Genomic DNA, 12,773 nt, shown 5'->3' with positions numbered 1-12,773 from the left:
AGCGGTTGCCGTGATTTCCATCATCGTACTACTGCTGGTTTAGGGAGGCCTTCATGATTAATCAACATCCAAAACGTTCTGACGAACCGGTATGGTGGGGTCTGTTTGGTGCCGGTGGTACTTGGTTTGCCATGATTTCACCAGTGACCATTTTAGTACTGGGTATATTGGGTCCTTTGGGTATTTTAAACCCTGACGTTCTAAGCTACGACAACGTCCTGCCCTTCGTAAAAAATATTATTGGCGCGCTATTCGTAATTTGTACCTTAGCACTGCCGATGTGGCATGCAATGCACCGTCTTCACCACGGCATGCATGACCTTAAGATCCATGCTGGACCAATAGTGAAGTTCCTGTGTTATGCGGTGGCATTTACCATCACAGTACTCGCTGTTGTGTTTATTTTTATGGCTTAAAAGTTCACTAAATTAGAGGCGGTGATCTGATCATCAGTGAAACCGCCCCACTTTGAAGGAAACAAAAGATGTTCTATATACACATGTTACTGTTACTGGCAGTTATCTTTACAGGTATACGGTTCGGTGGTGTTGCCTTTGGCCTACTCGGTGGTCTCGGTGTCACAATCCTTGCCTTCGTATTTGATGTCGCGCCAGGAAAACCTCCTGTTGCAGTTATGCTAATTATCCTATCTGTCGTGGCTGCATCAGCGACATTGGAAGCAACTGGTGGTCTCAAACTTTTAGTAAAATACGCAGAAAAACTGATGCGTAAACACCCTAACCAGATTGTCTTCCTCGGTCCAATGTGTACCTATACGCTAACAGTATTAGTCGGTACTGGTCACTCAGTTTACCCACTACTTCCTGTTATTTACGATATCGCTTATAAAAAAGGCATTCGTCCCGAGCGTCCAATGTCAATTGCCTCAGTTGCATCTCAACTTGGCATCACAGCAAGTCCTATCGCAGCAGCAGCAGCCGTTGTCATGGCAACAGCAACAGATAATAATCTCGATATCGGTCTGATTGATGTTCTGAAAGTGACTATTCCAGCGACATTCTGTGGCCTGATGTTAGCTTGTACATGGAGCTTGAAACGTGGTAAGGACCTGGATAAAGATCCAGAATTCCAAGAACGCTTAAAAGATCCAGAGTTTGTTGCTGAACTGACTGACAACGAAACGCCAAATGAAGCACAAGACATTGAACACACTGCAGGTAAAGGTCTTGGTATCTTCCTTGGTGGTATCGCGGTCGTGGTTTTTGTTGCCCTATTTGGTAAAACTCTTGGTCTTCTGCCTGACGGCGTTAAGATGTCTGTTGCTATTCAGTTCTTAATGCTTGCTGTTGGCGCGGTAATTCTACTAACCACTAAGATTCAACCGAAAAAAATCGTTCACAGTAACGTGTTCATTGCGGGTATGACGGCCGTGGTCATCATCTTTGGTATTGCCTGGATGAGTGAGACTATTATTACTCACCACGAAACCTATCTTATCGGTATGATCAGCGGTATTGTTGAGGCACATCCTTGGGCATTTGCCTTCGCTATGTTCGCAGTGTCTGTGTTCCTGAAGAGTCAGGCAGCGGTGCTAACTATCATGCTGCCACTTGGCTTCTCGCTTGGTATTCCGCCAAAAGTTCTCATCGGTGTGCTACCAGCATGTTATGCCTATTTCTTCTTCCCATTCTATCCAAGTGACCTTGCAGCAATCACTTTCGACAGAACAGGAACCACCAGAATCGGTAAATATGTACTGAATCATAGCTTCATTATTCCAGGATTCATTGCCGTAAGTTCCGCGACTATCATCGGTTACTTTATATCAATGACATTCAATTAATGACGGATATAAAAAGAAAACTCTGTTCCGCGTGCAGACTCCACACGGCGTAGAATAGGTTTAGGCTGATCGGTTCAATCCAATCAGCCTTTTTTCTTACTTGGGGTCAGCGAATATACGTTAAAAATATGTAATAATTCATTAATACTATGTCGCTGATATCAATACTCTAGATTCAAAACTACCATTATATGATATTGAGCGTTTTTTAAGATTCGTGAAGCGAAATGAAATTAAAGAATTACTTAACGTTAAGTACTGTTGCGGCAACTTCTTCTATCGTTATCATTGTAACGGTAGCACTTCTGTATCTTTTGCAACACTCTTATCACGAAGGGCTTAAAGCCCGTGGATTGGAATTGGGGGCAGTTATCGCTCATGACCCCATAGTCATTAATTCAGTCCGTGATAAAAATGAAGGGATGCCACAATATGTTCTTCAACATTATATCGAAAGTATTCGCAGTCGTACCGATGCATCATTCATCGTAGTTGTCGATAAAAATGCAATTCGCTTAAGTCATCCTGACGCTCTCAAAGTCGGCAAGAAGTTCGTTGGAAATGATATTCACCGAGCTCTTAGTCAAGGAGAGCAATACAGCACGATCGATACGGGATCACTTGGTAAGGCAATTCGTAATTTTGTTCCAGTCGTAATGAATGGAAAAGTTATAGGTGCCGTCTGTATCGGATATTTATCCGAACAAATCTCGGATATTTTACAAAAGCAGTTTATCCAAATAATCGTGCTAATCGCTGGTGTTTATTTAGTTGGTCTTTGCGTTACGGTTGCATTTTTGACCAAAATAAAGCGAACGTTCTTTGATTTTGAACCCGAATATATTGCCAATAAGTTCCGCGAACATGAAATGGTCTTTGATAGTATTCGTGATGCAATTATTGCAACCGATCAGGATATGAAAGTTACTCTGATTAACGACCGCGCCATGAAAATGTTATCGATGGGTATCTTAGATAGAGCTGATTTTATCGATCAATTATTATCACGATATAGCGTATCACTCAGCCATCTGATATTGCAGAATCCTGAGAAATTCCAGCAAGGGGAATTTTCCCTAGGCCATCAAACTTATCAAGCCGATATCTATCCTATCATCACGGCTAAAGGTTTACGCGGACATGTCATCGTATTTTTTGTTAAATCAACAGCAAATGACATGGAAAATGAACTTACCTATCTGAAAAATTATTCTGAATTACTCCGTAGTAAAACTCATGAATATTCCAATAAACTCAATGTATTATCAGGCATGTTGCAAATTGGGAAATACGATGAATGTATTGAATTTATTCAACAGGAAGCGGATGGATATCAGTCTATTATTAATCAAATTGTCCGTAGTATTGCCAATTCAGCGATAGCTGGATTATTGCTGGCAAAATTCAACAAAGCCTCTAGAATGGGCGTCCAATTTAAACTTGATAGTGATAGTAGCTTCTCTGCATATGAGAAAGATATTTCCGAAAAAGTTGTCACTATTCTGGGAAATTTAATTGATAATGCCCTATTAGCCGCGTGGGAAAACCGCCACCAACAGACAAACCCATTTGTATCGATCTATATAAGTGATCGTAGTAAACACATGATGATCGAAGTCGAAGATAATGGTGTGGGTGTTCCAAGCGACATAGAAGATAATATTTTAGAATTTGGAGTTACTTCTAAAAATACCGACGACCAAAATGGCGTGGGACTTTATTTAGTGAAACAACTGGTCGATTACATGAATGGCAGTATCGACTGGGAAAGAACAGAAGATAACTCAACCTTATTTAGTGTATACCTGGAAAAAAAAGTGGCCACAGATGAAAAATAAAACCAGAGTCATGATTTTGGAAGACGACGTTCGCGCAAGTTACACTCTAGAATCAACCGTCAATCATCATGGAAAATTTCAAGTTGTTGCCGTAAGCGAAACGTGCGCAGAAGCTATCGAACAATTTAAGCTGTATACACCCGATCTCGTTTTTGTCGACATTACTCTTCCGGACGGTAACGGTTTAAATGTGATAAAAAAACTGCGTGAACTGAGTGATTCATGTCATTTTATTATGACTACTGCGGTTAGAGAAACGACCGTGGTTGAGAAAGCGGTTCAGTTGGGTGTGATTGACTACTTGGTAAAACCGATTCGCATGTCTAGGGTCAATCAGGCATTAGATGATTATCTTAAATCCATTGAAACCTTTAGGAATAATGCCACTGTCGATCAGGCAGGTATTGATTCTCTATTGGGCAAAAATCCAACAACACAGACTCGACGAACTCCAAAAGGAATCGATACAGCGACCCTAGAAAGACTGCGTGATCGTATTAATGAACTTAGGTTGACAGAGTTCTCCGCAGAGGAAGTTGGTCAGATCATGGATTTCAGCCGTATTACAGCTCGGCGCTATCTTGAATACCTAGAATCAGAGGGAACGTTGAAGCTCGAACTTGACTACAACACTGGCGGTCGTCCCCGTCGGGTATACAAGATGCTTTAAGTTATTCATAGTTATACATAATTTAAATATGTATAAATAAATAACTGAAATTCGGCCATAATTTACAAACCAATGGTATACTAGCGCACCGATAAAGTTTTTACCGCTATTCATACCAATGGAGGTAAGTGGTGGTTAAGCCAATAACAAAAATAAACAAGCTTTATCGAGCAGCTAAAAAGCGATTACCTGTCGTTTATGCAACGTTGGCTGTCTCAATAATTGCTATAACGGTTGTCTTGAAATTCGGTTTAGGCGGTGCTGGTGTACTCGATACGCTTACCAGTTTTCACCATAATCTATTCTCGAAACAATATACCGAACAACAAGTCGTTGAACCAGATACTACCGTTGATGGTGCTCTACTCGATGTTGTGGGAGAAAACTTAACGCTTCATTCTGTTACGGAATAATCGTCAAGTTTTAGACACTACCGACCTCATTCAAAACAAAGTCTCTAAAAGCTTGGTTTGCACGAGATAGGTAGCTGTCTTTACGCCACGCTAAACTCAAATCTATTTCAAATGTTTCCGCAAATGGGCGCGTCACTATTTCATCGTCGTCTTGAATCGCCACCTGCCACATTGGCGAGATCGCATATCCCCGACGTATTACCGTTTTAATTAAGGGCAAAAGGTTACTGGTAAACGCGACTTTGGGTTTGATATTGACTTCACGACTTATCTTTTCGAGCAATGTGTGGTGGTAATAGCCTTTTCTGAATAACACTAATTCATGTGATAAAAAGTCTTCATAATCAATAACTTCTTTCTCTGCAAGCGGATGATCGTGGGCCATACACACAACCATTTCTTCTCGAATCAAACTTCCACTATCCAGTTCTTGAGTAAGATCTTTATCTGCGACAACCCCAAGCTCTAACTCTCCTTCGAGTAGCATTCGCCTGATATTACGTGTACCAGTATCGATAATATTTAATTCGAGATTGGGATATTGGTGCTTAAATCCCATTAACAAAGGTGGAAAATAATAAGAACCCAACATACTTGGTACGCCAATTTCAACTTGCCCTTGATCCAAGCCTTCCATTGCTTGCATTGCCAATTTAGCATCTTGAGCCTGCATTAAGATCTGGCGCGCATGAGAGACAAACTCATGCCCCGCTTTTGTTAATTCAATGCCGCGCTCTCGACGATTGAACAATGGCATTCTTAACTCCTGTTCCAACTTTTTAATACTGCTACTAATCGCTGGTTGGGCCAAATTAACAAAACGAGCTGCACCCGAGATGGAGCCCTGTTCCACCACGGCTACAAAGTGCTTTAACTGACGTAATTCCATATGCTCCAGATCCGTTAAGCTTATTTTTTGTTCATGTCAACAAATAATCTATGGGTATAAATTTTATCTATGGAATAGATAAATACAACATATTTTATTTATCCTTGCTCGATCGGTATTCTAAATGTGTAAACACATTCATATTAACAATTCAATTACATACTAAGTTGAGAGCAGTGAAAACAATACCGTCTTACAGTCGTTTCGTAATATCGATTTGCCTTTGTTCTATCGTTACTTTTTCCAACATATACTGGCTACAACCGCTTTTACCTGTTTTACAGAAAGAGTTCCAAATCACTTCACTCTCAGCTAACTTGGCAATGTCTGCGCCTTTACTGGGTATGGGATTAGGATTGTTAATATTTGCCAGTTGGTCTGACTCGATCGGCCGCTGTAAAATCCTTTTAGGCGGTACCGCTGCCGGATTGTTAGTTTCACTCGTATTACCATTCGTAGAGAATTATTCCTTTTTCCTCTCGTTACGCTTTTTACAAGGAATGTTTCTGGCAGTATGCCCTGCTCTAGCAGTACCACTTCTGGGCGAGGAGCTCAGAAAAAGTTGGCTTCCTGGAGCAGTTGGCTTTTATGTTGCGTCAAATACTATCGGCGGTATTAGCAGCCGTTTAATGGGCGGCGTCAGCGCGGAGCATTTAGGAGGCTGGCAGAATGCCGGTATTTTAATTGCGCTAATAACGACCATATTGTTTGTCGGTGTGTACTATTTGTTACCCAAACAGAAACATTTTAAGCCTGCACCGTTAAAAGTGACAGCATGCCTGAAAGCCTATGGATATCACCTTAAAAAACCACAGCTGTTACTACTTTATCTCCTAATAGGACTCGCGTTTGGCACGTTCGTTAACTTATCGAATTATCTGATGATAGTTCTTGGAGACTACCCGTATAACTTACCCAGTGATATTCGAAGCTTAATGTTTTTGACTCTGCTCGGCGGAACCACAAGTTCATCACTCGCAGGTAAATTCGCCAAAAAACACAGTCAGATAGCTGGCGTCATCCTGGGTATTTCGATGATGCTCATTGCTAATTTCATGATGAGCTGGGCCAACATTTATACTATGATTCTAGGCATGGTGCTGATTTCTATCGGATTTTTCTTTTGCCATGCGCAGGCAAGCACACTTATTGGTCGTAGCGTAACAAAGGCTAAAGGCAGTGCCCAAGCACTGTACAGCCTCTTTTACTACTCAGGCGCTAGTCTGGGTGTATTCTTCCTTGAACCTTTTTATCTACGTTGGGGATGGCATGGAGTCCTTGGAGCAACTCGAATCGCTTTAGCATTGTGTATTTTATTTGTCGTACTTTATCAATGGGTTGCTGTTTACCAGAAAAAACACTCTCATGTGATGTCGTAAAAACCGCTTGACCTTGTAGTTAACTTTAAGGTTTATACTTACCCCATATTCAATGATATTTATTTTCATTCTCGAATGTGGGGGGTCTAATGGATACACTCATCGCAATTGGTCACGCATTTCTTGAGTTGTGGCTGGATGCAGCTTTTTGGTTAGTCTTTGGTCTGATTATCGCTGGATTACTCAATTCCTTCATTAATAGCGAGAATATCGGACGTCACTTACAGGGAAGCGGAATCTGGCCAGCAATCAAGGCAGCAATTTTAGGTACGCCTTTACCACTTTGTTCCTGTGGTGTTATACCAGCAGCGGTAGGGTTACGACGCGCCGGTGCATCAAAAAGTGCCACCACAGCTTTTTTAATCTCAACGCCCGAAACCGGTGTTGATTCAATCGCTGTTTCTTATGCTCTACTCGGTCCATTTATGACGGTGATTCGTCCAATCGCTGCCATTTGCTCGGCTATAGCCGCTGCGGCTTTGGTTTTGCTCGGTGAAAAAACAGAGAAAGATTCAACCGCGTCCACTACATCATCTACTTCAACAACGTGCACTTCATCCTGCGGGTGTCATTCGTCTCAAAAACACGAGCACGAGCATAATCATCTTGCACAACCCGAAGGATCGTTTGCATCTCGATTATGGCAAGGGCAAAAATATGCATTCACTGAACTATTAGAAGATTTGTCAGTTTGGCTAATCGTTGGCTTGGTAATTTCAGCTATTGTCGTAGCATTAGTTCCTTACGATGCTCTGGCAGACATAAGCCGAGGACCAGGAGCAATGATCATTATGGCGTTAATAGGCGTACCCATGTACATATGCGCTTCAGCATCGACTCCTCTCGCCGCAGGCCTAATGCTTGCTGGAGTATCTCCGGGGGCAATTCTGGTATTTCTGCTTGCAGGACCAGCAACCAATATCGCCACCCTTGGCATAGTAAAAAAAGAGTTAGGCTGGCATGCTTTAGTGAGTTACTTGGTTGGTGTTATTGCGGTCGCTATTGGATTTGGCTACCTAACAAACTATCTAGTTGATGTATGGAATATTAATATCAGCAGTGAGTTAGCAAGCAGCGATAATCTAATGCCAACTTCAGTAGCCTGGATTGCAGCCATCTTTCTAGCTATTGTAGTAATAAAAGACGTGTGGAATAAAATAGCAGCTCGCTTATTCGCGAAAAAGGGTACGAGTTGCGGATGTCATAGCGATCATTGTCACTAGAATACACATCCTCGTACTCTGACTCATGCATCAGGCGTTAATATTAAAACGGGAATAGTGTATTAACGTCTGAGTGCACAAGCTCATGAAGAACTTTTAAGCCTGTTTCCAGTTGCTCATTGGTGCTTGCCGACATTAGAGATACCCTTACACTCTTGGTATCAACCCCAACACTATTAAAGTAAGTACCACTACTGACAACTACGTTACGATCTTTCGCCACCAGACTAAATCGCTCTGAAGTCCAATTCTCAGGTAACATCAACCAGCAATGAAAGCTGCTCTTTCCACCAGTGATATAGGGAAAGTATTTTCTGACGATTTCCTGACGCTCTATTGCGATCTTTCTTTGTGTCTTCGCCATATTAAACGCTTCACCACTCGAGATAAGCTCATTTGCGACCGCGTAATTAAAAGGTGAAGATAACCATATGTTTGTCCTTATGTGCGATTTTAGGGTTGCTAACAAGGGATCGGGCGCTTTTACAAAGCCACACCGTAGGGCTGGACTGATAGCTTTTGATAAGCTCGAAATATGCACAGCCCTATCATCAACCCAATTACTTATAGCGGGTAAGGGCGTCTCATTAAGAAATGCGTAGATATCATCTTCGATAAGCAAGCACTGTGAATTTTTTATCACTGCCGCTATTTTTGCTCTTCGCTCTTCAGACATGGTTACGGCGGTTGGATTCTGATGAGAAGGAACGACAACAACCATTGCAGGGTTAGAATCCCGAATCACTTTTTCTAATTCATCCGGTCTCATTCCATCATCGTCCATCGCAACCGGGATAATGGTACGCCGATACAGACTTGCCGCAGCAAGAATTCCAGGATAGGTCAACGCCTCTACAGCGATGACATCACCAGGCTTTGACAAGGCTATAATCGCAAGAGCTAGAGCATTTTGTGCACCATCAACAAGTAAAGTATTTTCGGCACTACCACCCTCAAGACCATAATTTTTCGCCCAAAGAACGCCGGCATTACGATGAACTTCGTGACCAGAATTTTCTGCATATCCCATTAATTCCGGTGTGAGAGAATTGGCACATGCCTGCATTGCAGCCGAAAGAGCAATAGCGTTTTCATTCATGCATGGCTGAAGAATCGATAAGTTTATCTCTCGGCTATTATCATTGGGATGTATGGCTTGACTAAGAGAGGAATGGCCACAAACAAATGTACCTCTACCGACAAAAGACTCTATCTTTTTCCGGTCAATTAGAAGCTTATATGCCTTAGAAACTGTAGCAGGCGTAGTATCAAGATCTTCCGCTAGCTCTTTGTGAGTAGGTAACTTGAAATTAGGTGGGTAATCACCGTTGGTAATTCTCTTTTCTATTACCGACGCTATCTTTTCAAATTTACTTTCGCTCACAATTCACCTTTTAAACAACGTCACATAAGTACAGTAATAATATCAGTTAAACTTACGTTAGCCAACGAGAGGACAAATGCTTAAAACGACATTGACATATGTTAATATTGGTGCATTAATATAGGAACAATAAGACTTAAATAATAGTTAACTTACATCAAGGAGAGAAGAATGAAGATTAATCAAGTTTCGTTTATTGGATTAGGCGTAATGGGTTATCCGATGGCAGGTCATTTACAGCATAATGGATGGGAAACATCGGTTTATAACCGCACAGAATCTAAGGCACAAAAATGGGCTGAAGAACACGGAGGTCATTGGTTTAAGACTCCCCTAGAGGCAGCATCTGGAAGTCAGATTGTCTTCATGTGTGTCGGTAATGATGACGATGTGCGGAGCGTAGTTTATGGTGATAACGGAATCCTGGAAGGTTTAGAACCTGGGTCTATTCTGGTTGACCACACAACAACCTCTGCATCGTTAGCGCTAGAGTTAAGCCATGCATGTGAAGCGAAAGGCATCCAGTTTGTTGATGCTCCCGTATCCGGCGGTCAAGCTGGAGCCGAAAATGGCGCATTGACCATTATGTGTGGTGGTGACAAGGCCGTATTTGCGACCATTCAACCAGTGATCGCCAGCTATGGAAAACAAGCCACACTTATGGGCAAAGTTGGTCAGGGTCAACGGTGTAAAATGGTCAACCAAATCTGCATTGCTGGTATTCTCAACGGTTTGAGCGAAGCAGTATTGCTGGCTCAAAAAGCAAATCTGGATATCGCCCAAGTTGTAGACGTCCTCCAACATGGTGCGGCAGGTTCTTGGCAGATGCAAAACCGCGCTGTCACAATGGCTCAAGAGAAGTTTGATTTCGGTTTTGCTATTGATTGGATGCGTAAAGATCTTGGCATTTGTTTAGACGAAGCCAAACAACATGGACTTGACCTGCCTCTTACAGAAAGTGTCGATAACCGCTATAAATCTTTACAACAAAAAGGTTTGGGAAGAATGGATACTTCTGTTCTAATAGAATCCTATAAAAACAATAAGTAAAACTTACTAACAAAATATGTCTTACTCCGTCGCTTAATTGATGCAGAATAAGAACATATGCATCAGTAAGCACGGAGGAGCAATGACAGTCGATTTTATTAACGGATTATTCTTAGTTGGTGCTCTCCTGATTTTGACCAGTATTGTCATAAGTCCGTTATCATCGCGTCTCGGAGTTCCTATTTTGGTCGTTTTTCTTGGCGTCGGCATGATGGCAGGTGAAGATGGACCAGGAAAAATTTTTTTTGATGATTATACCGTTGCTTACATAGTGAGTAACCTCGCTCTCGCCGTTATCCTTATAGACGGTGGTATGCGAACCAAGATGAGCAGTTTTAAAATTGCGCTCTGGCCATCGCTTTCACTTGCCACTATTGGTGTGGCGGTTACAACAGCACTAACTGGGATGATGGCTTCCTATTTATTTCATCTCTCTTGGCTAGAAGGACTACTGATTGGTGCGATAGTCGGCTCTACCGATGCATCCGCTGTATTTTCTTTATTAAAAGGAAAACAGATAAACCAACGTGTCGGTTCAACATTAGAAATTGAATCAGGCACAAATGACCCGATGGCCGTATTTCTCACGGTCACCTTGATCGCAATACTGGCATCTCAATCCATCGAATTAGACGGAAAAGATCTGAGTATTCAATTTATACAACAGTTTGGTGTCGGTGGTATTCTTGGAATCGGTGGCGGTTTTATATTGCGCAATATCATCAACAAAGCGACATTGCCGGAAGGCTTGTACTCTATTTTGGCTGTCAGTGGCGGGCTAAGTATTTTCTCCCTGAGTAATACCTTAGGCGGAAGTGGTATTTTATCAATCTACGTTGTGGGTTTGATTCTCGGCAATAAACCGACCCGTTCTAAGCATTCCATACTTAACGTTCTTGACGGAATGACTTGGTTAAGTCAGATAATCATGTTTATCGTTCTGGGGCTTCTTGCTACACCATCGGACCTGATACCCATTGCCTTACCCGCCATTATGCTCGCAGCATTTATGATTGTCATTGCTCGTCCAATCGCCGTGTGGCTTTGCTTAACGCCTTTTAAAAGCTTCAAAGCGCGTGAGAAATGGTTTATCTCTTGGGTAGGTTTAAGAGGAGCCGTGCCCATTATCTTAGCCGTATTTCCGATGATGGCCGGTCTTGAACATGCCCGTTTGTTTTTTAATATTGCGTTCTTCGTCGTTCTGGTCTCTCTTATCGTGCAGGGAGGGACGTTACCAAAAGCTCTCAAAATTGCCAAAGTAGAGCTTCCACCTAAACCACATCCTATTTTACGCACCGGTCTGGAATTGTATCCGGGTAGTGCCTGGGAAATGCTGGTTTACCAACTGAAAAGTGGGCGTTGGTATATCGGAGCACCGCTACGTAACCTTATTATGCCCGAAAATACACGCATCGCAGCTATCTATCGTGGGCAAACCTTATTGCACCCTTCAGGCAGTACCAAATTAGAGGCTGATGATATCGTCTGCGTCATTGCAGAAGAAAATGCCATGGATGAGCTGAGTAAACTCTTTACAGAATCACCTCAGCAACAATCTATTCGTCGATTCTTTGGTGATTTCTTCATTGATGTGAATACCAAAATTTCCGATATATCGCTTTACTATGGTCTGGATTTAGGTGATAACCCCGATGATATGACACTTAAACAGCTCGTTGATGAGCAGTTAGGGACATCACCAGTATTAGGCGACATGTTTGAATGGCAAGGTTTAAGCTGGATAATTGCGGATAGTGTAGACTGGAACGTTAAGACGGTAGGCTTGCGCCTACCGGATGAAGAGACACTAGAAGAAAACGAAACTAACGAGAAAGATTCTTAAGCGCCGTTTCCAGTTGCTGGATTCTGGATGTCGTTTTTTGTACGAGCTCCCCAATTTCTCCCGCCGACTCAGAAGAGCGAAACGCGAGCTTACGTACTTCATCAGCAACTACGGCGAAACCTCGTCCTTGATCCCCTGCCCGGGCAGCCTCAATAGCAGCATTGAGAGATAAAAGGTTAGTCTGCTCGGCTATACCATTGATGGTTGAGACAATATCAGCGATCTGGTTACTCGATTCGGTTAATGCCTGCATGGCTTCGTTAGTTGTGTCGCGGGCCGT

The 12,773-nt window shown here is 42.4% G+C and carries 12 protein-coding genes; 9 read left to right on the top strand and 3 right to left on the bottom strand.

The annotated features are described in order from the left end of the window. Positions 1 to 53 precede the first annotated feature (53 nt). The 5 genes from frdD (at position 54) to EES38_RS07540 (ending at position 4,725) form a co-directional block, all read left to right on the top strand. The gene (gene frdD / locus EES38_RS07560) at positions 54 to 416 is read left to right on the top strand and encodes a fumarate reductase subunit FrdD (RefSeq protein ID WP_124936547.1); all 363 of its coding nucleotides are present in this window, start codon (positions 54 to 56) and stop codon (positions 414 to 416) included. Between the two features lie 68 nt (positions 417 to 484). Beyond that, positions 485 to 1,804: an anaerobic C4-dicarboxylate transporter gene (locus EES38_RS07555; RefSeq protein WP_124936546.1), complete on the top strand. Its 1,320-nt coding sequence runs from the start codon at positions 485 to 487 to the stop codon at positions 1,802 to 1,804. Positions 1,805 to 2,031: 227 nt separating this feature from the next. Then, on the top strand, positions 2,032 to 3,642 hold the full coding sequence (locus EES38_RS07550; RefSeq protein WP_124936545.1) for an ATP-binding protein: 1,611 nt from the start codon (positions 2,032 to 2,034) through the stop codon (positions 3,640 to 3,642). Beyond that, on the top strand, positions 3,632 to 4,312 hold the full coding sequence (locus EES38_RS07545) for a response regulator (protein ID WP_208020410.1): 681 nt from the start codon (positions 3,632 to 3,634) through the stop codon (positions 4,310 to 4,312). The genes EES38_RS07550 and EES38_RS07545 overlap by 11 nt, the downstream gene beginning before the upstream one ends. Before the next feature lie 131 nt (positions 4,313 to 4,443). Continuing rightward, positions 4,444 to 4,725, top strand: coding sequence for a hypothetical protein (locus EES38_RS07540; protein ID WP_124936544.1), 282 nt, complete (start codon positions 4,444 to 4,446; stop codon positions 4,723 to 4,725). Between the two features lie 10 nt (positions 4,726 to 4,735). Here the strand turns inward: EES38_RS07540 and EES38_RS07535 are convergent, their stop codons facing one another. Then, positions 4,736 to 5,614 carry a LysR family transcriptional regulator gene (locus EES38_RS07535; protein WP_124936543.1) on the bottom strand — a complete coding sequence of 293 codons (879 nt, stop codon included), beginning with the start codon at positions 5,612 to 5,614 and terminating at the stop codon, positions 4,736 to 4,738. Positions 5,615 to 5,790: 176 nt separating this feature from the next. Here EES38_RS07535 and EES38_RS07530 point away from each other — a divergent pair, with 176 nt between their 5' ends. Continuing rightward, complete coding sequence (locus EES38_RS07530) at positions 5,791 to 6,993, top strand: MFS transporter (protein WP_243694164.1); 1,203 nt, start codon at positions 5,791 to 5,793, stop codon at positions 6,991 to 6,993. 89 nt (positions 6,994 to 7,082) lie between these two features. Next, on the top strand, positions 7,083 to 8,216 hold the full coding sequence (locus tag EES38_RS07525) for an SO_0444 family Cu/Zn efflux transporter (RefSeq protein WP_124936541.1): 1,134 nt from the start codon (positions 7,083 to 7,085) through the stop codon (positions 8,214 to 8,216). A gap of 43 nt (positions 8,217 to 8,259) precedes the next feature. Here the strand turns inward: EES38_RS07525 and EES38_RS07520 are convergent, their stop codons facing one another. Continuing rightward, a complete protein-coding gene (locus EES38_RS07520; protein ID WP_124936540.1) occupies positions 8,260 to 9,600 on the bottom strand; it encodes an aminotransferase-like domain-containing protein in 1,341 nt (446 codons plus the stop codon). A gap of 171 nt (positions 9,601 to 9,771) precedes the next feature. Here EES38_RS07520 and EES38_RS07515 point away from each other — a divergent pair, with 171 nt between their 5' ends. Then, positions 9,772 to 10,650: an NAD(P)-dependent oxidoreductase gene (locus tag EES38_RS07515; protein WP_124936539.1), complete on the top strand. Its 879-nt coding sequence runs from the start codon at positions 9,772 to 9,774 to the stop codon at positions 10,648 to 10,650. Positions 10,651 to 10,732: 82 nt separating this feature from the next. Continuing rightward, positions 10,733 to 12,493 (top strand): potassium/proton antiporter, encoded by a 1,761-nt coding sequence (locus EES38_RS07510; protein WP_124936538.1) that lies wholly within the window; start codon positions 10,733 to 10,735, stop codon positions 12,491 to 12,493. Here EES38_RS07510 and EES38_RS22915 read toward each other — a convergent pair. Beyond that, positions 12,474 to 12,746, bottom strand: coding sequence for a methyl-accepting chemotaxis protein (locus tag EES38_RS22915; RefSeq protein WP_439333246.1), 273 nt, complete (start codon positions 12,744 to 12,746; stop codon positions 12,474 to 12,476). The two genes, EES38_RS07510 and EES38_RS22915, sit on opposite strands and share 20 nt — an antisense overlap. Positions 12,747 to 12,773 lie beyond the last annotated feature (27 nt).

The sequence above is a fragment of the Vibrio viridaestus genome, assembly GCF_003856525.1.
GTDB lineage: Bacteria > Pseudomonadota > Gammaproteobacteria > Enterobacterales > Vibrionaceae > Vibrio > Vibrio viridaestus.
This window is presented reverse-complemented; position numbering and strand designations above follow the sequence as displayed.